This window comes from Pedobacter jeongneungensis, from assembly GCF_000633455.1.
Taxonomy (GTDB): domain Bacteria; phylum Bacteroidota; class Bacteroidia; order Sphingobacteriales; family Sphingobacteriaceae; genus Pedobacter; species Pedobacter jeongneungensis_A.
On record NZ_AYMG01000039.1, the window covers coordinates 120,044 to 144,118 of the forward strand.

Annotated in this window: 18 protein-coding genes; 7 read left to right on the forward strand and 11 right to left on the reverse strand. The window is 40.5% G+C overall.

Annotated elements, in window-relative coordinates; genetic code table 11:
* The first annotated feature begins 27 nt into the window (after window positions 1-27).
* Window positions 28-762, forward strand: a complete 735-nt coding sequence (locus tag U859_RS0129000; protein WP_025146713.1) for a helix-turn-helix domain-containing protein — start codon at window positions 28-30, stop codon at window positions 760-762.
* 66 nt (window positions 763-828) lie between these two features.
* Window positions 829-1,386: a dihydrofolate reductase family protein gene (locus tag U859_RS0129005; protein WP_025146714.1), complete on the forward strand. Its 558-nt coding sequence runs from the start codon at window positions 829-831 to the stop codon at window positions 1,384-1,386.
* Between the two features lie 62 nt (window positions 1,387-1,448).
* Here the strand turns inward: U859_RS0129005 and U859_RS32130 are convergent, their stop codons facing one another.
* The 11 genes from U859_RS32130 to U859_RS0129060 form a co-directional block, all read right to left on the reverse strand.
* On the reverse strand, window positions 1,449-1,589 hold the full coding sequence (locus U859_RS32130; protein WP_162800086.1) for a hypothetical protein: 141 nt from the start codon (window positions 1,587-1,589) through the stop codon (window positions 1,449-1,451).
* Between the two features lie 180 nt (window positions 1,590-1,769).
* Complete coding sequence (locus U859_RS0129015; protein WP_025146715.1) at window positions 1,770-2,777, reverse strand: YncE family protein; 1,008 nt, start codon at window positions 2,775-2,777, stop codon at window positions 1,770-1,772.
* Between the two features lie 45 nt (window positions 2,778-2,822).
* Window positions 2,823-5,876, reverse strand: a complete 3,054-nt coding sequence (locus tag U859_RS0129020) for an efflux RND transporter permease subunit (RefSeq protein WP_025146716.1) — start codon at window positions 5,874-5,876, stop codon at window positions 2,823-2,825.
* 2 nt (window positions 5,877-5,878) lie between these two features.
* The gene (locus U859_RS0129025; RefSeq protein ID WP_025146717.1) at window positions 5,879-6,805 is read right to left on the reverse strand and encodes an efflux RND transporter periplasmic adaptor subunit; all 927 of its coding nucleotides are present in this window, start codon (window positions 6,803-6,805) and stop codon (window positions 5,879-5,881) included.
* Between the two features lie 2 nt (window positions 6,806-6,807).
* Entirely contained in the window at window positions 6,808-8,055 is a 1,248-nt protein-coding gene (locus tag U859_RS0129030; protein WP_025146718.1) for a TolC family protein, read from the reverse strand.
* A gap of 180 nt (window positions 8,056-8,235) precedes the next feature.
* The gene (locus tag U859_RS0129035) at window positions 8,236-9,027 is read right to left on the reverse strand and encodes a phosphatase PAP2 family protein (RefSeq protein ID WP_051584806.1); all 792 of its coding nucleotides are present in this window, start codon (window positions 9,025-9,027) and stop codon (window positions 8,236-8,238) included.
* Between the two features lie 66 nt (window positions 9,028-9,093).
* Window positions 9,094-10,347: a sensor histidine kinase gene (locus U859_RS0129040; RefSeq protein ID WP_025146720.1), complete on the reverse strand. Its 1,254-nt coding sequence runs from the start codon at window positions 10,345-10,347 to the stop codon at window positions 9,094-9,096.
* Window positions 10,344-11,021 (reverse strand): response regulator transcription factor, encoded by a 678-nt coding sequence (locus U859_RS0129045; RefSeq protein ID WP_025146721.1) that lies wholly within the window; start codon window positions 11,019-11,021, stop codon window positions 10,344-10,346. Before U859_RS0129045 ends, U859_RS0129040 begins: the two co-directional genes overlap by 4 nt.
* Window positions 11,022-11,107: 86 nt before the next feature.
* On the reverse strand, window positions 11,108-11,707 hold the full coding sequence (locus U859_RS0129050; protein WP_025146722.1) for an HD domain-containing protein: 600 nt from the start codon (window positions 11,705-11,707) through the stop codon (window positions 11,108-11,110).
* A gap of 155 nt (window positions 11,708-11,862) precedes the next feature.
* Entirely contained in the window at window positions 11,863-15,168 is a 3,306-nt protein-coding gene (locus U859_RS0129055; RefSeq protein WP_162800087.1) for a gliding motility-associated C-terminal domain-containing protein, read from the reverse strand.
* A gap of 397 nt (window positions 15,169-15,565) precedes the next feature.
* Window positions 15,566-16,066 (reverse strand): hypothetical protein, encoded by a 501-nt coding sequence (locus U859_RS0129060; RefSeq protein WP_162800088.1) that lies wholly within the window; start codon window positions 16,064-16,066, stop codon window positions 15,566-15,568.
* 459 nt (window positions 16,067-16,525) lie between these two features.
* Between U859_RS0129060 and U859_RS0129065 the strand changes: the two genes are divergently transcribed.
* From U859_RS0129065 to U859_RS0129085, 5 genes are all read left to right on the forward strand, one after another.
* Window positions 16,526-19,495 (forward strand): SusC/RagA family TonB-linked outer membrane protein, encoded by a 2,970-nt coding sequence (locus U859_RS0129065; protein ID WP_029986286.1) that lies wholly within the window; start codon window positions 16,526-16,528, stop codon window positions 19,493-19,495.
* A 17-nt stretch (window positions 19,496-19,512) separates the two neighbouring features.
* Window positions 19,513-21,021, forward strand: a complete 1,509-nt coding sequence (locus tag U859_RS0129070) for a RagB/SusD family nutrient uptake outer membrane protein (RefSeq protein ID WP_025146726.1) — start codon at window positions 19,513-19,515, stop codon at window positions 21,019-21,021.
* A 516-nt stretch (window positions 21,022-21,537) separates the two neighbouring features.
* Window positions 21,538-22,245: an MlaE family ABC transporter permease gene (locus tag U859_RS0129075; protein ID WP_410477236.1), complete on the forward strand. Its 708-nt coding sequence runs from the start codon at window positions 21,538-21,540 to the stop codon at window positions 22,243-22,245.
* Between the two features lie 10 nt (window positions 22,246-22,255).
* Complete coding sequence (locus U859_RS0129080) at window positions 22,256-23,029, forward strand: ABC transporter ATP-binding protein (protein WP_025146728.1); 774 nt, start codon at window positions 22,256-22,258, stop codon at window positions 23,027-23,029.
* Window positions 23,030-23,031: 2 nt separating this feature from the next.
* Entirely contained in the window at window positions 23,032-24,012 is a 981-nt protein-coding gene (locus U859_RS0129085) for an MlaD family protein (protein ID WP_051584807.1), read from the forward strand.
* Window positions 24,013-24,075 lie beyond the last annotated feature (63 nt).

Sequence of the window (24,075 nt, forward strand, 5' to 3'; positions counted from 1 at the left end):
TATTGCGCTACTTTTTAAATTGACTTTATGAAGTTTACAGAAATAAAGCCCTGTGCAGCATTAGCTCCCTTTATCCATGCTTATTGGGAACTGAAAGGAGATGAAAATGATGCGCAATGGGAACGGAACTTTCCTGATGGGTGCCCTGGACTGGTTATCAACCTGGGCGAAACCTGTAAAACAGACAATGGATCGATTTCTATGAACTATGGTAAAACCTATGCCGTTGGTGCGATGACTTCGTTTAACGACAGTTTTATTGAAAAAGGTACGCATTTAATGGGTGTATGCTTAAAACCAGCCGCTTTTTCAAGCTTTTACCATTATGCACCTCAAAACGAACTGATAAACAGCACCATTGAGTTTGATAAGCCTATTTCGTTTGAAACAGAAAAGATGATTGAAAATCCCATTGCTTATCTCAATCATTTTTACACCAACAGGATCGGGAATATGGATATGCAGTTCCAATCTGTTTTAACTGATATCCAACAATCAAATGGGCAAGCCAGTATTTATGAAGTTGCCAAGCGAAACTACACCACCATCAGGCAATTGGAACGTAAATTTAAAACATATATTGGCATTACGCCGAAAGAATATTCAAACATCATCCGTTTCCAGCATGCGCTGGCAATTATTCAAAATCCTGGCCAAGAGCGAAGTTTATTAGAAATTGCTTTTGAATGCGGCTTTTATGACCATTCGCACCTCAGCAACGAAATAAAAAGAAACACCGGACTTGCTCCATCTCAGCTTTGATTTTGTCGCATTTTTCCAAAGTACAGTCAAAAAACTGTCTGTAATTTTGCTCAAAAGAAAATCTATATGAAAAAAGTAATTTTAAACCTGGCCGTTACGCTCGATGGGTTTATCGAGGGGCCAAATGGGGAAATTGATTGGTGTATCATGGACGATGACATGAATTTTGATGCTTTTATCGAAAGCATAGATACCATGTTTTATGGAAGAGTAAGTTACGATGCCTGGGGAAATTTTCAGCCCGAAGAAAATACGCCAACTGCTGAAAAATCGATGTGGAAAGCAATCCACGCCAAAAATAAATTTATTTTTTCAAGTCAGGATAGGCAAAGTGAAAAGGCTGCTTTCATCACTTCCGATATAGCAGACAAAGTAGCAGCAATTAAAAAACAGGGCGGTAAAGATATCTGGCTCTACGGAGGTGCAAAACTCATTAAAACATTTATCGACCTGGGGCTTATCGATATTTACAAAATATCTGTCCATCCTACCGTTTTGGGAGAAGGGAAACCTTTATTTGAAGATTTAAAAGGACGTATTGGACTAAAGTTAACAGGAACCAGGGTTTTCAGATCTGGAGTAGTAGAGCTTACTTACGAAGCCGAAAAAACTAGTGTTCAATAGAAAAATCTGGCATAAGACTAACGAGCATATTTGCGTTTATTCAGGCGTTCATTGGCATAACATTAACGCCTGAATAAAACTAAAGTAATCAGTAATATACTCAACAGGATGATAAAAAGTACCATCTTACTTGGAAATCCATCTCCGCCGTCCTCATCTTCTTTTTTATCCTGGGCCATTAAAATTCTTTTCTCGGTTTTCATTAGTATCAAACCTGTATGACTAAGCCTGAAGGAAAAGGATTAAAAAAGACAGAATTAAATCTGTTGCAAAATATCAACTTAAATCTTCATCTATTCTATAATTACAAAATGATAAGGCAATTTTCAGGCAAATAACAAGTTATTGTTTAAGTCTTAGGCGCTTCCTATTAGAATTTTGATCTATTTCCCAAATTCAAGGATTCTAAATGTGCCAGAAACTCTTTTTGGGCGTTGAGCAGCAGCAGTACTTTTTTCGAATGTTGCTGTTGGAAGAAAAATATGATGGGTGAGCAGATCAAGCGCAATCGTTCTGGCGCCAGGTTCTGATTTAATGTTTTCCTGAACCACGAACTTATCAGCCGAAACTTCTTTAACCACTGTAATGGTTCCCTCGCCATTTGAGCTATAAGCCATTTTAATTACAGGATCGAAAACTACACCATCTGCTCCATCTCCTATCGGTAACGTAGTAATCTGCTTTCCTGTTTTCGCATCAAGAATAATCAGCACCTTATTTGCACATACTGTAAAGAGCCTTGAAGTATTACGATCAATAGCAAGGCCAGAGGGCTCTTCGCCACCTTTCAATTTGTACCTGGAAAGCACTTTACTGGTGCTGATATCGAAACACACAATTTCACCCGTATCTTCTATATTAACGTAAATCTTGCCGTTTCCGTCAGAAACACCCGCTTCGGGTTTTCCTCCCAGCGGAATTGTTGATACCACCTTATCTGTTGTTGGATCAATTATGCTGGCGTCATTACTTTTTCCATTAAAAACAATTACTTTTTTTGAAAAATCATCATAAAAAGCCGCATCAGGATTTTGGCCTACTTTTACAGTCGCTGTTATCTTAAAATTTTTCAAATCGAATACCGTACAGGTACCCAATTTGCCATTGGTGGTATAACCTTTGCCAAACGGAGTGGCTATTACAATTCCATGAACCCCAAGTGTATTGGGAATCACCCCTACCGAATCACCGTTTGTTTTATTCAGGATATTCACCTGGTTGCCATGTGATATATACAGGTTATTATTCGCCTGATCTATGGTGAGGTAATCCCAACCGCCATCGCTCTTGATTTTATGCGTGGCCAATAGATGCATACCTGGCTTTTGCTGTGCAGAAGCAGATATAATAATGCCCAATAGCAAGGCTGCACTTAAAAATTTCTTTTTCATTTTGTTTTTTGTTGAGCTGGTTATGATATAATTAAGGATCGCTTATCAAACATGCAATGATTTATCCCCTTCTTCTTTGCTGGTATAAAAGCTTCTGAGCAGACTTGGCAACGCAATTAGCAACAGCGGTAATGCTACAATAAACCCACCGATCACCGCAATGGCCAATGGTTGATGCAATTGCGCACCTGCCCCTATACCAAGGGCTAATGGCATTAAGGCGATGATTGCACCCAATGCCGTCATTAGTTTTGGTCTTAGCCTCGTTGAAATGGCAAAGGTGATTGCGTCGTCTACATTTTTTTCCTGCAGGGATTCTTTAAATTGTAAAAAGGTAAATACGGCGTTTTCTCCGATTATCCCCACAATCATGATCAGGCCCGTATAACTGCCCACATTTAAAGGCGTACCTGTTAACAGTAGAGCGAGGTAACTCCCTGAAATGCCCAATACTGAAATCAACAGGATTAAAAACGCCACCTTAAAATCTCTGAAAAGGAAAAGAATTACACTAAATACCAATAAACTTGAGGCAATTAAAATGGTAAGCAGTTCGGCAAAAGACTGCTGTTGTTCTTTGTAGGCCCCTCCATATTCGATATGGTAGCCCGATGGCAGGTTAACTTTTCGATTAACCACCGACCGGATATCCTTCATCACGCTTCCCAGATCCCGGTTGTCTAACCTTGCCGTAATAGCCCCAATGGTTTGTAAGTTCTCCCTATCTACTTCAGCATTACCCGATTGAAGATCCACTTTAGCCAGGTTCTGAATCGGAACCGCCATTCCGTTAGGTAGAAAAATTTTAAGCGCTGAGATATCTGATACACCAAAATTCTTGTTTCCGGGATAAACCATCCTGATGGGAGAAAGCTGCTGTTTATCGTAAAGATCACCGATTACATTGCCCTGCATGGCCGTTTGTACCTGCGACTGAAAGGAAAGCGGCGTAATTCCATATTGCGCGAGCATGGCAAAGTTGGGCTGAATATTTACTGTTGGTCCTGACAGGATAATGCCATCAAATACATCGGCTGTTCCACTTACCTTCGAAACCAGACCGGCAACTTGTTTAGACAATACCTGCAGTTTCTGCTGGTCGTTTCCAAAAATTTTCACCTCAATGGGCTGTGTTGAGCTCATCAGATCGCCCAGCATATCGCCAATTACCTGACCAAAATCGACAATCAATGCAGGCTGGGTATGTTCAATATGACTCCTGATTTCAGAAATCACCTCTTCGGTACTCTTTTTATGATTAGGCTTCAGCTGGATCAGGTAATCTCCGGTATTGGGTTCAGTGATAAAGAATCCCATCTGCGTACCTGTTCTCCTCGAATAAGCCTGTACATCCGGAATTTTAACAATTTCTTTCTCCACCTCTCTTAATATCCGATCGGTTTCCTCCAATGAGGTTCCCGGAGGAGATGCATAATCCAGTACAATACTGCCCTCGTCCATTTCGGGCAAAAACCCGGTTTGCAGCCTTGGGAATACCAAAACGATTGACGCAATGAGCACCAGGATAAAAACATAAGAAATGTATGGTCTTTTAATAAAAAAACGTACCCAGTTCTGCGATTTTATTTCATGAACGATTACCTGTTTTCCAGATGCATTGCCGTGCGCATTTTTCGTTAGTAACAGGTAAATTATTGGTAAACCGATCCACGTTACAAAAAACGAACATACCAATGTAATGATCATGGTATTGGTCATTACCTGAAAATAAGATCCTGCCACACCCGTCATCAGCACAAATGGAATAAAAATCACAATCGTACTGATGGATGAGCCCAGCATGGCTGGAAAAAGATAACTGATGGCCTTGCTGATTAAAGGAGCCGTTGGCTTGTCAGGATGCTCTTCGTGTGTACGGTGGATCTGTTCAACTACTACAATCGCATCGTCGATTATCAGTCCGATGGCAGCTGCAATGGCACCCAGTGTCATGATGTTTAGCGAATATCCAATAAAATAAAGCACAATAACGGTTAAACAGAGCGTAACCGGAATCGTAATCAGTATGGTTGCACTGGCCTTTAGCGATCGTAAAAAAATAATGGCAACAATGATGGCCAATGCAAGTCCGATCAATAAACTATCGCGTACGCTTTTAACCGATTCGTTAACGAAATCGGCCTGTACATAGTAGGGTTTAATGCTCACTCCTGCCGGAAGAATATGTTTCAGTTCAGTAACCTTTGCAGCTATTTCGGCAGAAAGATCAACCAGATTTGCATTTGGCTGTTTAATTACGGCAATCAGTATTCCATCTTTTCCGTTGGCATTAATGCGGGTATATTCTACACTCTGCTGGATATTCACCTTTGCCACATCAACTATCCGTACTGTCCGGTTCCCTTTTCTGGTGAGTACCAGTTCTTCCAGGTCGTTTTTGGTCTTTACTGTAGCATCAGTTACCGAGAGGTAAAGAAAATTGTTGTCGGACAGGTAACCGTTCGATTTTATAAAATTGGTCTGTGAAAGTGCAGCCGAAATCTGATCTGGGGAAATACCAAGCGACTGCATCTTCTGCACATCGAGTTCCAGCCAGTATTCTTTGGTTTTACCTCCAATTACGCGGATTTCCGAAACGCCATCAACCTGTGATAAAAAAGGTTTTACAGTATAAGTGGCTATTTTTTTAAGTTCGGCAGGAGAATAATTATGACTTTCCAGACTATATCCGCTAACAGGAAGTATAGAAGGATTCATTTTTTCTACCGAGATGTTTACCCCTGCAGGCAGCGAAGCCGAAATTTTGGCAATCTGCGATTCGATCCGCTGTTGACTCAGATCGATATCTGCTCCAGGATTCATATAAGCAGAAAGCTCGCAGCTACCGCGGCTGGTGGTACTTCTTACCAATTGCAGATCGGGCACCTGTTTTACCGCATTCTCCAGGGGGCGGGTAACGGTAACCACCATCTTATCAACCGGCTGAAGTTCTGCTTCGGCAATGATCTTGATCTTCGGAAAAGTAATCTCTGGAAAAAGACCCGTTTTAAGCTGGGTGAACGAGTATACACCGCCAATTAAGATGATGACCAGAACCGCTAAAATGGGATTTTTATGTGAAATAAAGAATCTATTCATGGCTATTGCTGTATTTTTACCCTGGCCGTATCGGCAATACCATAATTTCCGGTTTTGATGATGCGGTCGGTTGTTGAAAACCTGGGTTCGATTACTTCAACCAAAGAACTGCTTTCTATTCCCTTTTTCACCTTCACTTTGATAGCAGTCGAATCGTTGATCATTTTCATCACCCAAAATTCATCTTCCGTTTCATTTGATAAAACGGCCGATTTAGGCAGTACCTGCGCCTGCGCATGACTAAGCTTGGTTAGCCTCACCCTGGCGATAAGTCCCTGTGGAATATCTTTTCCTGTGGGTACCTTGATGATATAACGTTGGGTTTGGGCAAGCGAATCAACCGATGGCATAGTACCTGAAACCGATCCGGCCAGCCTGGTTCCATCGGGTAAAAGTATATCTAATGATTTGTTCTGCGCGATGATCTGATTTAGTTCGTAAGGGAGATCGAGCAGAAAAACCAGGCTGTTGCGGTTACTGATGGTGGCCAGGGCCTCCCCATCCTGAACATAATCACCATTCTGGTGGTTCACTTGTATAATGGTGCCCGCCTGACCTGAACGGATATTGGAAACACCTGAAAATTTAAAACCGGGATCAAGTTTATTTACCGTATTACCTATAGAACGGGCCTCTTTTGTAATCAGGGTAAAAAGCAATTGTCCGTTTCCTACCTGTTGACCGGTTTTTGCATTCACCCGCTCTACATAACCATTGATATTGGCCTTTACAAAGCTTTTTTCCAGATAGGCTGAAACGGCCGATAGTTCTACATATTCGGAAAGTGAACTGTCTTTTGGATTGGTTATCTGCACAGGGGTAACTGGTGAGGGCGTGTCTTCCACTGCTGTAGAATCTGCACTGCTGCATGCCGACAGGCAGGAAATTATGGCCATGGCACCGAAGGTTAACTTTAAATATTTTTGCATGGTTATCTGTTCCAGTAATTAAATTGGTTGATCAGTTTTAGTCGGTTGATATTGGTCTGCCTCAACAGGTTTTGCGCAGAGAGGTAATTGTTGATGGCAATAATAAAATCAGACACCCTTAAGTCGCCTGTATGAAGCAATTTGCTGTCTACATCGATAAGTCCTTTACTAAAGCGGATTTGCTCATTTATCTTACCAAAAAGCGCATCGGTCTGCGTAATCTGCTGGCGGATGAGGTTGATCTGCTGGGTTTGTTGGCGGATAAAAAAATCACGATAACCCGCAATTGTATTCGATGAAAGGCTCAGTTTATCGTATTGCATTTTTCGTTGGTGGCCATCGTATATCGGCACCGAAAAGGTAAAACCTATACTGGCACCAAAATTTTTATAAGGCTGAAGCACCAGCGATGAATTATAACCGCCATTGGCATAAATACCAAGTTTTGGTTTATAGTTAAGGTCGATGCTGTTTTTGAGGTTGGTGTTTTTTAAACTATCCAGTTCGAAACGTCTGGTAAAAAAACTTTTGTTGCCAGAAAACACCTCACTTTGCAGTTTGGGTTCGGCAAGGGTAGCCTGAGTAGTATCGGCTACACCAGCAAGATAATTGAGTGTTGCGTAGTCGTTTTTAAACTGAAGTTCTGCCTGTTTTAAATTGAGCTGCTGTTGCTGAAGGGTAACCAGAAAGGTCAGGTATTCTGATTGTTTATAGATATTGCTCCGTGTGAGGGTTTTTAACAGTTTTTCTTCTTTATCTAAAAGCGTAACCACTTCACGGTTAAAATCAACCTGTTGCTGACTGGCAAATGCAGTAATATATTGGTCAATAATCGATCTGTTAAGGTCAAAAAACGAAAGCTGGCCTGCATACTTTACCGAATCGCTCTGAATCTTGATGCCTTCAAGCTGGTTGTTGATTCTTTTTTTGTTCAACAGGTCGTAATTTACATTCAACATTGCATCCAGGGCCTGTCCGTTGGTAAGCACCTCGTCGTAACCATAGCTACGTATAACCGGTGCGTATAAACCTGTACTCGTCCCTGTTACCTGTGGTTTTGCGGTTGCCCTAACAATCAGACTATCAATTCCGGCCGTTCTGCGCTGGTTTTCAAAATCTTTAAGTACGGGACTTGATGATTTAGCCTGTCCCAAATAATAATCCAGGTTTTTTACCGGCGCTTGTGCCTTAACCATGGTACCCGAAACAATCAGTAAAACGGTAGCGAGCAGTTTATAGATCTTGTTCATCTTATTGTTTTAATCTTTTCAGATTTGAATTTCAATTATTACACAGGCTAAGTTAATATCGAATTATGAAGTAATTCTGTAGTTATCTTTTGTGAGATTGTATTTAAGGAAATAGCAGTAATATAAAATACGAATGCAATAAAATAAAGCCCAAAAGTTCATGTTGTCGTTTTAAAGCAACTAAAACCTCCCCGAAAGCATCAGTCCGGCACTTCCAGGCTGATGGAAAGGCATCAAAGTAAAATTACCTTCTTTTTTTGTCGTAAACAGGCTTTTCATATAGGGATAAATCAGGTAAGCGATTTTGGTAGAAGCAATTCCGAAACCTGCACCTGCTACCACGTCGCTAAACCAGTGTTTGTTATTGTACATCCTAAGTGTACCAGTAGCAGTGGCCACAAAATACCCTGCATAACCAATCCATGGATTTACATCCTTATATTCCTGATGGAGAAATTCTGCCGCCATAAAGGCTGAGGCTGTATGCCCTGAGGGAAAAGAATTGGTACCCGAATCATCAGGTCTCTCCCTGCCTACGCCCTGTTTTACAAAATGGGTAGAAACACCCATAATTGCGGCAGATGTTACATACAACATAGAGGCATCAAAAAGGTTGTGTTTTCCTTTAATACCGGAAAGATTGAGTGCATAAACAGCTGCTGCCGGAGCTAGCTGGAGATAATCGTCAACATGGGCTGCAAAAAGCGGATGGTCTTCCTGTAGTTCATCTTTGGTACTCACATCAAGCTGTTTGAGCGCCCCATGATCATAAACCGCGGCAAAACCATAACCCATTAGTACCACAGGTGCAATAAAGGTAAGTGGTCTGAATTTGGCCTTTGGCATAATATTTCCGGCGTACCATCTCGTAGTGGAATCTGCTGAAGCGACTAAAGTAGAATCAATAACCTGGGCGGAACAAAAAGATATGGTAGTGATAAAAAATATGGAGGATAAGAATAATCTACGCATGACCTTAAGTTTTAATTTGATTCAAAACTATCATGCAATTATGGAGGAATTCTGTAGTTATCTGCCTTAACCTAAATAAATTGAAAAAACATGGATGTTTTCGATATGGCTGTATTCAATACCGAATCCGTAGAGGTTACAGATCTGTTTGCTGATGGCCAGCCCCAGTCCCATTCCTTCTGATTCTGTAGATTTTGAAAAACGGTCGAACATCCGGTTTTGGATATTTAGATTTTTTCCGGTATTGGAAACGGCAAGTTTCTCTGCCGTTAATTCGATCATGATCTTTCCACCGCTTATATTGTGCCTCACCGCATTACTAACGAGGTTGTTCAAAAGGATATCAGCGAGGTAACGGCTCATGGTTACTTTTCGTTCCGATAGCTTTACCTCTACATTTAATCCATCGCGCTCAAAAAGTTCATGAAACTGACGGATTTTTGCTTCGATCAGTTCTTTTAAATCTACTTCCTGAGTATCCGAAATCAGGTTATTTTCGATCTTGGCCAACAGTAAAAGCGACTGGTGCAATCTCGAAAGCCTGCCCGTGGCCTGGTAAATATCTTCCAATAAAGCGCCCTGCTGCTCTGTAAAAGATTCGGTCTGCAGGAGTGAATCGAGTTTAGAATTGATTATGGCCAGCGGCGTCATCATTTCATGCGAAGCATTATCGGTAAAACTTTTAAGTTCTTTATAATCCTGTTTCACCTTTTCGGCCATTGCATTTACCGATATATTGAGTTCGTTAAATTCATCTATCCTGGTGGGTTCTTCCTTAATGTTATCCATCCGGGTTACCTCAAAAGCCTTCATCCTGTTAAGAACCACATAAAATGGTTTCCATAACCTGTTCAGTACAAATCGGTTGATTAATAATAACAAAACCAGAAGCAATACAGTTATACCTAAAGTTATCATTAAGATAATCCTGACCAGATCTTCCGATTCTACACGCGATTTTGTGATGGTAACAATTACAGTCTTACCATTGAGATCAACTGTAGTTACCAGGCTTCTTCCTGGTTCCTGTTCTTTCTCTTTGGGGTTTAAATATGTAGTATAGATAAATTCGCGTACATCAGTAATATCGCCCTTTGGCTCACGATAGGAAACCTGCTGATCGAGATAGGTTGCCGGCAACGGCAGTTTTTTGTAGGTTTGGGTATATTGCCTGATCTCGTTTTCTTCAACTGCAAGGTCTTTATCAAGCTTATTGGTCAGAATGAGGTGGATCACCAGGTAATAGATAATTCCAGTAATGATCAGCACGATGATGGAGGTGATGATATTTACCCTGTTATAACGGCTGGAGAGTTTCATTGGCTGCTAAATTTATAGCCAATACCGTAAACAGAACGCAGATAGTCTTTGGAACCGGCCTCGCTAAGCTTTTTCTTTAGGTTTTTAACGTGCGTATAAATAAAGTCAAAATCATCAGATAAGTCCATTTCATCGCCCCAAAGATGCTCAGCCATGGCGTTTTTGGTTACCACTTTATTTTTATTGGACAGGAAATAGATCAATAAGTCGAATTCTTTTTTAGTCAGTAAAACGGGCTGCTCGTTTACGGTGATTTTCATTGCGGCAACATCAACCTTGATCTCATTAAAGGTAATTACATTATTTCCATCAAAATTCTTTCTTCTCACAATTGCGCTTACCCTTGCTTTAAGTTCAGAAAGATGGAAAGGTTTTACCAGATAATCATCAGCACCAAGATCAAGTCCGGCCAAACGGTCATCCAGTGAATGCCTGGCCGAAATAATCAATACGCCGTCTTTTTTATTGGCACTTTTTAGCTGGGTCAACAATTCAAGACCTTCTCCATCCGGCAATCCAAGGTCTAGCAGAATGCAGTCGTAATGATACAGTGCTATTTTTTCGGATGCCGAGGCAAAATCACCTGCAAGTTCACAGATATTGCCCTCACCGGTAAAATAATCAAGAATACTATCAGAAAGTGCCTGTTCATCCTCAATGACCAAAATTTTCATGGTGTAAATTATTAAATTATGCGGGCTTTTTAAAGTAAAGTTTACAAGCGTTGGATGCGCAGATCCATATTTTTAAAAAATGTGTATTAGCCGATACGGTTAATCAGTTTTTCAATGTTCAGCATTTTCTTTTCCTGCAATGTTTTTTTACCATATGAAGTAAAGTACTCGTGCCGCCTGAGCATTTCCAGATTTAGTATATTCCAGGCCATATCGGTATAAACTAGTCCAAGGTTTTCTTCCCACTCGGCTTTTAGTCTATCAGCATAGTCCTGATAGTCGTTTAAAGAAAAGTGGTAAAAATCTGCATCACAAATCACCATTTCGAGTTCGTTTTTGGGATTTTGCGGAAAACGTGTAGCCATAATGCATCCGCGCACCAATTCGATCCTTTCCTGATTAAGACCGTTTGCTAAAAGGAAATCTGCCGCAATAGCTGCACTGGCTTCCTCATGCCCGATGTATTTTTCTGTATAGCCCAGATCATGCAAAAACGCAGCTAGCAGCACAACCAAACGGTCTGTCTCTGATAGACCAACCTGACGGCTGATCGATTCTGCACCATCTACCACCAGTAAGGTATGCTCAAGATTATGGAAATACATTTTTTGAGAAAGCCGGTTCTTCAGTCGCTCTTCAGCAAAATATTTTACCCTGGTTAATAAGTTTTCTACCGCCCCATCCATTTGGATCAAAGTTTATCTGGTACAATAATAAAGCTCAATTCTGGAGAGAATCTGTAGTGGTTGGGAAAACCAACCGTCAGGAACAAGATCTTTAGCGTTCAAAGATATTTCAAAAGGTAGATGAAATAAAACCTTATCAGTACTGAATTAGAAATTTACCGGATTAAAGTCAGGCTGCCATTGATCATTCCACAAGATGTGCCCAAATTGATCATGTAATAATAGGTTGCAGGTGGTAAAAGCTCCCCTCCAACTTTTCCATCAAACGGAGAGGTATAACCTTTTGACTCGAAAACTTTTTTTCCATAGCGGTTAAATACTGATATCAGGGCTTGTGGATAGTTTTCTATTCCTTTAATCACCCAAAAATCGTTTACGCCATCATCATTTGGTGTAAAGGAGTTAATAACATTTACTGCACTTAATCCAACACTGACCTTTATTTCCTTACGCTCACTTTCGCACTCTCCTCTCATTTGTGACACATAAAAACTCTTATTTCCACTCACCTCTACAAAAAACTGACCGTTTACCTTTTCCTGTATATGCGATCCTGAAAGTTCAGTATCATAAAGCCGAAATGATGTACCCTCCCCTTTAGCCTCAATCAAGGCTTTCCCGGGACCGCATAACCGGGTGTCTTTTGTTATGGGAGAAGCTAGAATAGAAACATCATTACCAACGGTATAAACCGAAGACATTGCTAAACAGCCATTCGCATCCTTTACCATGAGCTGGTATCGTCCAGAACGTACATCGGTCAATGATATGCCCTCACCTTTTACCTGCCCATCCTCATCCAACCATTTATATTCAAATGGAGCTATCCCACCTGTCCTATCCAGTCCTTTAATGCTTCCTTTCCCTAAACTACACTCATCATTAACAATCGTTCCATTGTCATACAGTTCAATCGATTTTACTCGTCCAATGGTGTAAGGCAAATAAAAACGCTCGCACCCAAGGTCATCTATAATATACAGGTTGTACGTACCTTCTGACAGATTTTCGATATTCTCAATATTTCCGATAGTTACCTTATCCGCATTTTCCCATCTATAGCCCAGTGGTTTTTGCGCAGTGAAGATCACTGAGATCTTGCCGTTGTTTAAGCCACAACTTGCATCTTTTAAGATTTTAGTGGATGCAAAATTGGCAGTTGATGATTGTAATGTGACCTTATGCACCGCACTCAGCTTACTGCAAAACATATTAGCAGCTTTTAAGTAGTAATCGCCCGGACCAACATTCACCAGATCCAATTCATTGGAAACAACATTACCATTCCCATCCAACCACTCAAAGCGGGTGGCCCCGGTTACTTTCATCCCACTAATTTTTCCATTGTTATTTTTGCATTGGCTTTCTGCAATGGATAATCCAATTTCATCGATGATAATACCATTCTCCTCTATAACTTCGATGGCATCAGAATATACAGGCCCGCAACCTCCTGCATCTGTTATTTGAAGTGTATATTTTCCGGCAACTACATTAGAAAGATCCTTTTGATTTCCAACAACCTCGTTTTTCTCATTTTTCCATTGATAAACGATATTCCCGGTTCCTGAAATTCCGATATTGGTTATACTTCCAGTAGCCTGATTGCATTTGCTTGGCAATTTAACTAAAGCTGTGACATCAATATTCGGAGATCCGGCAGACTTCAGGGTTACCGGTCCGTAGGTGGTACTACATTTTGGAGAACTCGCCTTCAGTGTATAACTTCCCGCTGGCAGGTCCCTCACATCACGTGTATTGCCAACTTCAACTCCATTACTATTCGTCCAGGAATAAGTTAAAATAGCACCGTCCTCTGTGCTGGCAAAAAAATTTGTCAAGCTTCCATCTGAGCGTCCGCAAGTTGGCTGCTTAATTACCGCATAGTTTGCAAATACTACCGGACTCAAGTTCCTGATTGTAAAATAATTGGACTCAGTAGGGCAAAACTCTCCAACGATTAATTTATATCTACCAGGAACAGCATTTTTAAGTTCGAGTTCTCTTGATACGACGTCGCCTTTTTCATTTATCCATTTAAATTTATCAGTATTACGAATCTCCACGCCTGAAATCTTTCCTGTATTTGAACAATCTACATCTGTGATCTTCAATGCAGCGGTATTGATCTGGGGCGTGGAAAAATCTGAAGACTGATTGCCTACATGTGCATTAACCAGTATATTTCGAGCATAAACCGTGGCAAAGTTAAATTGCCATTCTCCACTTGTTGTGGCATTAGTAGTCCCTAAATAAGTTTCCGGAGAACAACTGGTACAATCATCGCTAAGGTAAACATCCACAATTGCTGAGGGCGAACTCTTTCCCTTAATGTGCCCCGAAGTAGTTTCCATAACTTCTACGTAAGGGATCTTGGTTTGTCCATAGTTATATATTTTGCCAGACATACATCTAAACGAATTTCTGATAATCTTAATCTTTTCACTGGCATATCCATTAAAGATACCCCCACTATAACCTACAATATTGCCAAGGCCTGGATCTGTATCACCGAAAACAATTTCCGCATTAGTGCTCTCGGCAGAAAGTGCACATCCAATCTTATTTCCCAATTCAATCTTGCCACTGCGATCAATATTGAACCAGTTATGCCAAATTCTGATTGATCCATCTAAATTTTTAAACTCTAAAGCTCCACTACCTGAAGAATGGGAAAACAGATTATCTGACACTTTAAGGTTTATTTTGCTTTTCGATGATCCCTGATTATCGTAAGTTGATGCAATCCTGAAATAGGTTTCATTAAGCCACCACTCGGTGGTTAATCCATCTTTATAAACAGCTATGTTGTTACTATTGATATCAACATTAAAAAGTTTTGTCCTGTCAGTAAAGCGAAAGACAAATGTATCAAAGATCACATTACCCTTTTCCGGACCGCCTAGCTCAATGTTGTTTACATCCTCAAACACAACAGCTTCCGTAGAAACGAGTTTATTCTCATAGGGACTTACCCCAAAATAACTATCTGCGATTTTTAGACCATCACACTTAGTTATTGCTACAGCGCCCCAATATCCTCTATAACCGTTAAATACATTTCCTTTTCCCTTATCTCCTATGATGATATTCTTAGCATTAATAATATCGATTGCTCTCTTTACATCACCTGGATAGCTAAGATTCGGCTGGGTAGTATCTAAAAAATAGATGCCATACAATTCTATCTGCTCCACATCTTTAGCTGCAAACAATAAAATATCTGGCTTATCGAATGTTCTAAGCGTTTTAATAATGATGCGGGCATTGCTCATTCCTATCCGGTCACCGGGCTGGCTCGTTCCATCGATCACAATTTTCGAACTCAGCATTGGCAGACTCGAAGCGATCAATATTGTTCTATCTTCCTCAGTATTGCCTGGGAGGTTAAAATAAATATAATCAACTTCAGTGGCACCATTAGCATTAGCCTGAACAATAGCTTCCCTCAGTGTACCCATACCGCTATCCCCCTTATCTGTAACAAGAAAGACCGAGCCAAAAGCTGAAGAGCAAAAAAAAGATAAGGCAATGAATAAAAAAATCGAGCGCATAGAGGCCATAAAACTAACAAAAATCCATTATTAAAAGAATTGAGGATTAGCTTTTCACTATAATTTAATCTCCAAAAACAGCACATAAAAAAATACAATAAATAATCAATATCATATCGATTTCCTTATTGCTATCGCTCTATACACCTAATTTGTTTTGTACCTTCTTAATCACCCAGATCTTTTTGAGCCGATCAATCACTTTAAGTATTTGTGATGAGTATCAGCAGTTATTCTTGTACAAGGAACCAAACCCCAGGCATAAAGCCACCCAGTTAGCGGTTTTATGCTCAAAGGTAGTATATCAATCAGGAAGCATTAAAGGCTCTTGTACCCATTTAAATCCTTTTCCATCATTTTTTACATGCCCTAAACCCGGCCATGGAAGGTGATAAGAAAACACCTTTGATCTCGATGCTGCAAGTTCAGCCAGTACCTTAACCCTCGATTTGATGGCAAGGTCGAAATCGGTATCACCATCAAATCCCCATTCGGGATGTTCCACAACAAGTATTGCCGAATGCACCAGATCGGCGATATGAAAGAGTGTTTCCTGCCCGGAAAATACCTGCGTAACAAAATGGCCAGGTATATGGCCAGGTGTTAGCTTTATTTTAATACAGTCGAGGATTTCCTGGCCATCTTCCAAAAGATGGAGCTGAGACTTTAGGGCTTTAATATTTTTCTGTGCCACTAGTAGGAAAAAATGCCATTTTAATACCTTTTTAGGTACAGTTTTGCTGTGGATGAGGAATAAATAAGGATTCTTCTTCATCCCTAAAATCCATTTATTTATACTATTCATAATGCTGTACAGTGTTTACAGCCTGGTTAGCTTCCGTTAGTATATCAATATTATTCTACTCCAGATATATTGTTTCCTACAATTGTATCATCCTTAATTAGCTTTAAAAAGACAAATTAAGACCAAACATTATTTAAATTAATAAATACAATACATACTTACATGTATTACATTTTTAGTAATTTAACAAAAATGAATTACAGATGATGAGTTAGAGAATCGGGCCATTACAAAACCCGACACATGGCTAATCAAATTCATGAAGATCAATTATTAACTAAACTAAACATCATGAACAAGTACAGAAAAAATAAATCGCCCTAGATTTTAGCAATCACCTCTATAAAATCAGTTAATTTTTCTAACCAAATAATTAAATCAACTATGAACATTACTTTACCAAAAAGCAATTGGGCTGTTTTATCCAACAAACAGAAATTGCATTCTTTGCAAAAACTCATGATGATAAGTTGCTGCATGCTGCTGCTCAGCACATCAGCTTTTGCACAAAGCGTAGTTAAGGGCGTTGTACTCGACAATGAAAAGATACCAATGGCCGGTGTAACCATTCAGGTAAAACCAGGCACTACCAAAGCACAGACTGATGCTGAAGGCAAATATTCCATTACCGTTCCAACAGGTGGCACCCAGCTTGTTTTCAGCTTTGTTGGAATGGAAACACAAACTGTTAGCATCAATAACCAAGCTACAATCAATATCACCATGGCCTCCTTAAATAACCTGGACGCAGTGGTGGTTATCGGCTATGCTTCGGTAAGGAAAAGCGATTTAACCGGCGCCGCGACAACTGTTTCGGCGAAAGATTTTAACAAAGGGCCTTTAAATGCCCCTGATCAATTAATCCAGGGTAAAGTTGCCGGCGTACAGATGATCAACAACAGCGGTCAGCCGGGAGGCGCTTCTACAGTGCGCATAAGGGGTAACTCTGCCATAACAGGCACCGGACAGCCGCTTTATGTGGTGGATGGTGTTGCCCTGGATGGAAGATCGGCCAGGCCATCAACCAATGCTGGTGTTGGAGGCTTAACTGCCAGTGCGGGTACAGGTACCACACCTGATGGAAACCCTTTAAACTTTATCAACCCTGCCGATATTGAATCGATGGAAATCCTTAAAGATGCATCGGCAACAGCAATTTACGGTTCACGTGCAGCCTATGGCGTGGTTTTAATTACCACAAAAAGAGGAAAATCAGGTGAAACTAAAATTGATGTAAACGCATCAGCAGGTGTTGGCAGTATTGCCAGAAAAGTGGATGTGCTAACGGGTGATGAATATCGGGCAGCCCTCAAAAAATATAACCTCACCGCTGGTGATTTTGGCACCAGTGTTAATGCCCTGGATGAAGTACTTCGTACGGCTTACAACCAGAATTATTCGGTAGGGATTAGTGGAGGTAATAACGGTAATACTTTTAGAGCATCGCTTGCCTATCAAAACCAACAAGGAATTATTAAAGCATCCGACTTTAAAAAATACAGTGCAGGCTTTAATGGCAATTTTAAATTTTTAGAAAGCAAAAAACTGGGTTTAGATGTAAATATGATCAGCAACCAGTATTTAGAAAACATTGCCCCAATTACCACCGATGCTGGTTTTACAGGCAGTTTAATCAGTCAGGCATTATCCTGGAATCCTACCCAGTCTTTTTATAATCCCGATGGTAGTTTATTTATCGATTATGGTTCTACCACCATCAATCCATTGGCTGCTTTAGCTGCAAATAGCGATAAGGCAAAGGTTTCTACCATTTTAGGAAGTGTATCCCCATATTATAAAATTACGCCATGGCTGGAGTACAGGATGCTGGCCAGCGTGAATTACAGTACCGGTATCAGAAGGTCTTCTACCAGAAGTACCTTAAATCTTCAGGGCATTCAACCTGATGGGGCTTTTAAAGGTGGTTTTGCCAGTTATTCAAATACCGAACTGGTTACACAACAGTTTACCAATACCTTAAATTTCAATAAAGAAATTGCAAGTAAACTGAATTTAAATGCCGTTATCGGTTATGAATATTCTAACTTCATCAGTAAAGGTGCCATTAATACAGCAACCGGCTTTGGAGATATTGCGGTAGATTATACCGATGCATTTGAAGCCACCCTACCGGTTAACCGTACTTTTGTAACCAGTAACGACCCCACAACGGAGTTGCAGTCTTATTTTGCAAGGGCAATTTTTAATTACGATAGTAAATATATCTTAACAGCTACTTTCAGGGCCGATGGTTCAACTAAGTTTGGAGCCAATAATAAATATGGTTATTTCCCTTCTTTTGCTGCTGCCTGGGATGTTAAAAAGGAAAGTTTTTTAAGTGATGCGCAATGGCTTAACCAGTTAAAATTAAGATTGGGCTATGGCAAAACCGGCAACCAGGATTTCCCATCGGGATCTTCTCAACAGCGTTTTGTAATCAGAGGGGTTGATGGTTTAGTGGGCATCAATAACGCCAACCCAGATTTAAAATGGCAGGAAGATAAACAAACCAACATTGGTATTGATTTTGGTTTCTTAAACAATAAGCTAACAGGGTCTATTGATTACTTTAATAAAGTTACCTCAGATTTATTGTTTCCACAGAGTGCATTCTCACCTGCTGCGCCCAATGGTGTAATTACCTGGTATAATTTAGATGGAGAAGTGCAGAACAAAGGGCTGGAAATTAGCCTGAATGCCAATATTATAGATAATGACAAGCTATCCTGGTCTTTGGGTGGTAACGTTACTTTTATTAAAAATACGGTTAAAAACCTTACCGGATTAATCAGAACAGGATCATTAAGCGGCCAGGGACTAAGCGGGGTAAATTTAGAGGTGATCAAAAATGGCCTGCCATTATTCGCCATGGTAACCAGACAATACAATGGTTTAGATGCAAGCGGATTTTCTACCTATACAGATGATGGTTTCACCAAATATTACCTCGGAAATCCGAATCCTAAAGCAATTATGGGTTTAAGTACCAACCTGAGGTACAAAAAATTCTCATTAACAGCCAATTTCAATGGCTCATTCGGTCAGAGCATTTACAACAATACGGCAAATTCGGTTTTAGCCATTTCAAATCTGGGTACGAGGAATATTTCTTCAGCACTCGTTAATTCGGGTATCCAGGAATCATTGGCCAACCCCATTGCGGCATCATCAAGGTATATCGAGAAAGGAGATTACGTAAAATTGGCCAATGCCACCATTAATTACAACATTGGTAATGTCGGTAAAGCCGTCAAATCACTCAATATCTATGTTAATGGTCAGAATCTGTTCGTCATCACCAATTATACTGGTTTCGATCCGGAGGTAAATGTAAATAAAAGCATCAATGGCGTACCATCAGCAGGCATAGATTATACGGCCTATCCTACTGTCAGAACTTTCAATTTTGGTGTTAATTTTTCACTTTAATTTTCAAATATAATCACATGAAAAATAAATATATCATCAGCTTCGTAGCCGCCACCCTTGCGCTATCAGGCTGTACCAAACTAGATGAAAACTTAAATGGCCAGGTGAGTTCAGGTGCGCTGGGATCAAATGACGTTCCCGGACTAATTACAGCAAGTTATACCGCCATGAGGGGCCCTTACCAGGCGCCGTGGAACTGGTCTGCCCTGCAGGAAGTAACCTCTGATGAAGTAATTGTACCTACACGTGCCGGCGATTGGGATGATAACGGGGCCTGGCGTGCCCTTCATTTGCATAAATGGGCAGCAGATGATGCCAGGATTTCGGATGTATTCAGAGATTTAAACAGTATTAGCTACGTAAGCACAAATGTATTGGGTTTTAATCCTACGCCTGCTCAGGCCGCAACTGCACGTTTCATCAGGGCATTTTCAGAATTTTCGGTTTTGGATGGCTGGGGCCAGGTACCCTACCGCGACCCTGGAGAAGGTGTAACCAAACCATCGAGGGTTAGAAATGCAGCCGATGAAATTGCTTATTTAGTTAATGAGTTAACCGCCATTATTCCGCTGTTGCCAAATGGTCCGGCGAATGAAGCCAATAAAAATGCAGCCCGAACGCTGCTCATGAAGATTTACCTCAATAAAGGTGCGATTTTAAACCGTGCGGCACCAACTTTCGATCAGGCAGATATGGCTAAAGTAATTTCTCTTGCGGATGAAATTGCAACTGGCGGATACACGCTTACGGCTAATTATTTCGATAATTTCGCCCCTTCAAACAATACACTTTCTACAGAAAATATTTTCACCTCGCAAAACTCTGCTGGTGTAACAGGCAGCGATTTAGACGGAATGTGGAAGTGTACCCTTCATTATAACCAAAACCCCAATGGTTACAATGGTTTTTCTACATTATCTAACTTCTACAATAAATTTGAGGCCACTGATACCAGAAGAGGAGGAAATTATACAGGGCAAACCAACATCTCCGGAATCAGGGTAGGTTTTTTAATTGGTCAGCAGTTCGATCAGAAAGGGGTTGCACTGAAAGACAGAAAAGGAAACCCGTTAGCCTTTACCCCTGAAGTGAGCATCATCGAACGTGATCCTAACCACCTGGAAGTTGCGGGCATAAGGGTAGTTAAATATCCCATCGATTATGCCAATACCGGATCAAAAAAACCAGATAACGATTGGGTTTATTACCGCTATGCCGACGTATTGTTAATGAAAGCCGAAGCACTGTTAAGAACCTCTCAACCAGCGTCTGCATTAACTTTGGTTAACCAGATCAGAACAACAAGGGGTGCTTCAGCCTTTACCAGCTTAACTTTAGACAATCTGCTTGATGAACGGGGAAGAGAACTTTACTGGGAAAGCTTTAGGAGACAGGATTTGATCCGCTTTGGGAAATTTCTTGCGGCCTGGCAGGAAAAACCCGCCAGTGAGGCAAAATACCTGGTATTCCCGATTCCTGATAACCAGCTTGGAAATCCGAACCTTGTTCAGAACCCAGGTTATTAAAATTTATTTTTTCATTACAAGATTATCATCAAAATAGATTTGTCATCATGAGCCTGTCGAAGGACTGTTTAAAATATATTAAAACGCTTCGACAGGCTCAATGTACCCATTCTAATCAAAATTAACATTATGATAAAATCTCGGTGTGCCCCACCACACCATCAAAAAGATTATCTTTAATAAAAAATCATTATTTCTTCCCCTGAATAATTGGTTTTTAGATTCTTGAAAGCATTCATCCTTTAGATATAGCGATTGTAAGATTTAACAAAATTTAAAGTTAAAAAAACAAACAATTTGCACACTTTTACGTATAGGTTAGGATATTAAGCTATTGCACATCGGGTTAACTCAAAAGCAAGAAAAAATAGCCTATAAAACATTGATCAAATAGATGAAAACAGGAACCCAAAAACAATGGCAACAGAGAAAGATTTAAATGCCAATCAAAACGAACTGAAGCCAGTTGGGCGTTTTGCAGCCTGGTTTATTACCCTTTATGATGTTTTTAAATTCATGGGCAGGTTTTTTAAAGAAGCCTTCCTCCCACCTTACGAACTTAAAGAACTGGTGCGGCAATGTTACGAAATTGGTTATCGGTCTGCCCTATTAATTTCCACAACAGGTTTTATTACTGGCCTGGTATTTACAAAACAGTCGAGACCATCGCTTTCTGAGTTCGGTGCAACATCCTGGCTTCCCTCACTGGTGGGAATAGCCTTGTTGCGAACTTTGGCTCCCTTACTTACCGGTCTCATTGCCGCCGGAAAAGTGGGTTCGAGTATAGGCGCAGAACTGGGTTCAATGAAAGTTAGTGAGCAGATTGATGCAATGGAAGTTTCGGCCACCAACCCTTTCAAATTTCTGGTGAGTACCCGGGTACTGGCGGCTACGATCACCATGCCTATTCTTACTTTTTACACCGCTATGGTTGGCATGCTGGGCGCATTGCTCAATGTTTCGGTAAACGAGGGAACAAGTGCCACTACCTTTTTTCAAAGTTCGCTGGAAAGCATTACTTATCTGGATATTATTGCTTCTACCGTAAAGGCCATACTTTTTGGCTTCACCATTGCTATTGTAGGCTGTTATCAGGGCTACAATTCATCTAAGGGCACCGAAGGTGTAGGTAAAGCCGCTAACTCTTCAGTGGTAATTGCCATGTTCCTCATTTTTGTGGAAGAAGTAGTATGTGTACAGATATTTAGTTTGTTTAATACCTAAGCCGTCGGTTATGAGAGAAAAACAATTTACAGACGAAAGTGTCGAAAAAGTGATTGAGATTAAAGGGCTTAACAAGGCTTTTGGAAATTACACCGTTCTTGAAAATGCTTCCCTTGACTTATATAAAGGAGAAAACCTGGTGGTTTTAGGCAAATCCGGAACGGGTAAATCGGTACTGATCAAAATTATTATTGGCTTGCTCAAACCAGATTCGGGGCTGGTGCGTGTACTCAATCAGGTTGTAGATGAAATTTCATATGAAGCACTTCTTGCACTCCGGTTAAGGGTTGGATTTTCGTTCCAGAACAGTGCGCTGTATGATAGTATGACAGTGAGGGAGAACTTGGAATTTCCTTTGGTGCGTAACCGGAAAGATTTAACCAAGCAGGAAGTAAAGTCATCAGTTGAAGAAATGCTGGATGCTGTTGGTCTTTCTCAAACCATTAATCAAATGCCTTCAGAACTTTCGGGCGGACAGCGGAAACGGATAGGCATAGCCAGAACTTTAATTTTAAGGCCCGAAATTATGCTTTATGATGAGCCAACTGCCGGACTTGACCCAATTACCTCACGTGAAATCAATAAACTCATTAACGATGTACAGGAACGTTACCATACCAGTGCAATTATCATCACCCACGATCTTACCTGCGCCAAAGAAGTAGGTAACAGGGTTGCCATGCTGATTGAACGGAATTTTGATAGAAAAGGCACCTTCGAGCAGGTTTTTAATTCGGGTGATAAGCAGGCACAACCATTTTTCGATTACAATTTTATACAATAACCATGAATGAAAACAGAAAAAAAATAACAGTAGGTATTTTCATTGCCATAGGTATCCTGATTTTCGTATTGGGCATATTTACACTGGGCAGCCAAAAGAAAACATTTGTTAAAAGTTTTACACTAAGCGTGGTATTTAACGATATCCAGGGTTTAAAAAAGGGCAATAATGTATGGTTTTCTGGTGTAAAAATTGGTACCATCAAGAAAATTGATTTTTTTGGCACTTCACAGGTAAAAGTATTGCTCAGTATAGAGGAAGATGTGCATAAATACATCCATAAAGATGCAGGCGCAAGCATTGGTGCTGATGGATTGATTGGAAATAAGATTGTGGTAATTACCGGCGGCAATCCGAAATTTCCTTTCGTGGAAGATGGAGACATGCTAAAAGTGAATACTTCACTTTCTACCGACGACATTATGAAAACTTTGCAGGTAAATAATAAAAACCTGGTTGATGTTACCGGTGACTTTAAGATACTGGCCAGAAACCTGATTGACGGAAAAGGTGCTGCTGGTGCTTTATTATCCGATCAGGAGCTTGCTATCAACTTTAAATCGATGGTGGCAAACTTAAACCGTACATCCATTTCTACAGCACAAAGTGCCGAGCTACTCGGCCGTTTTGGAAAAACACTGAATACTAAAAACGGATTGATGGATAAAATGCTTACCGATACAGCTGTATTTAAGAAGCTGGAGCGATCTGCTGCTACCTTACAAAAATCTGTAGAGTCGGCTTCGAGCCTGGCCGCTAACCTGGATGCTGCATCGGCAAAATTGAAAACTTCAGACAATGCTGCCGGACTGCTATTAAACGACCAGAAAACAGCAGAACAGGTGAGAGCAATTATGTTAAATCTGGAAAAAAGCAGCAAAAAACTAGACGAAGACCTAGAAGCTGTACAAAGCAATTTCCTATTGCGTGGTTTTTTCAAAAAGCGGGCAAAAGATTCATTGGCATTAAAAAAACAACAATAGTTTGTTTTAACTTAAAGGCCTGCTTAGCTCATGAAACAAAGCGCTAAGCAGGGCTTCAAAACA

Bases quoted from the DNA above. Each gene is read 5' to 3' on its own strand.
- U859_RS0129005 (WP_025146714.1), top strand. From the start codon at position 829: ATGAAAAAAGTAATTTTAAACCTGGCCGTTACGCTCGATGGGTTTATC.
- U859_RS0129070 (WP_025146726.1), top strand. From the start codon at position 19,513: ATGAAAAATAAATATATCATCAGCTTCGTAGCCGCCACCCTTGCGCTA.
- U859_RS0129085 (WP_051584807.1), top strand. From the start codon at position 23,032: ATGAATGAAAACAGAAAAAAAATAACAGTAGGTATTTTCATTGCCATA.
- U859_RS0129020 (WP_025146716.1), bottom strand. From the start codon at position 5,876: ATGAATAGATTCTTTATTTCACATAAAAATCCCATTTTAGCGGTTCTG.
- U859_RS0129045 (WP_025146721.1), bottom strand. From the start codon at position 11,021: ATGAAAATTTTGGTCATTGAGGATGAACAGGCACTTTCTGATAGTATT.
- U859_RS32130 (WP_162800086.1), bottom strand. From the start codon at position 1,589: ATGAAAACCGAGAAAAGAATTTTAATGGCCCAGGATAAAAAAGAAGAT.
- U859_RS0129015 (WP_025146715.1), bottom strand. From the start codon at position 2,777: ATGAAAAAGAAATTTTTAAGTGCAGCCTTGCTATTGGGCATTATTATA.
- U859_RS0129075 (WP_410477236.1), top strand. From the start codon at position 21,538: ATGGGCAGGTTTTTTAAAGAAGCCTTCCTCCCACCTTACGAACTTAAA.
- U859_RS0129055 (WP_162800087.1), bottom strand. From the start codon at position 15,168: ATGGGTACACTGAGGGAAGCTATTGTTCAGGCTAATGCTAATGGTGCC.
- U859_RS0129035 (WP_051584806.1), bottom strand. From the start codon at position 9,027: ATGCGTAGATTATTCTTATCCTCCATATTTTTTATCACTACCATATCT.
- U859_RS0129065 (WP_029986286.1), top strand. From the start codon at position 16,526: ATGATGATAAGTTGCTGCATGCTGCTGCTCAGCACATCAGCTTTTGCA.
- U859_RS0129080 (WP_025146728.1), top strand. From the start codon at position 22,256: ATGAGAGAAAAACAATTTACAGACGAAAGTGTCGAAAAAGTGATTGAG.
- U859_RS0129000 (WP_025146713.1), top strand. From the start codon at position 28: ATGAAGTTTACAGAAATAAAGCCCTGTGCAGCATTAGCTCCCTTTATC.
- U859_RS0129025 (WP_025146717.1), bottom strand. From the start codon at position 6,805: ATGCAAAAATATTTAAAGTTAACCTTCGGTGCCATGGCCATAATTTCC.
- U859_RS0129060 (WP_162800088.1), bottom strand. From the start codon at position 16,066: ATGAATAGTATAAATAAATGGATTTTAGGGATGAAGAAGAATCCTTAT.
- U859_RS0129030 (WP_025146718.1), bottom strand. From the start codon at position 8,055: ATGAACAAGATCTATAAACTGCTCGCTACCGTTTTACTGATTGTTTCG.
- U859_RS0129050 (WP_025146722.1), bottom strand. From the start codon at position 11,707: ATGGATGGGGCGGTAGAAAACTTATTAACCAGGGTAAAATATTTTGCT.
- U859_RS0129040 (WP_025146720.1), bottom strand. From the start codon at position 10,347: ATGAAACTCTCCAGCCGTTATAACAGGGTAAATATCATCACCTCCATC.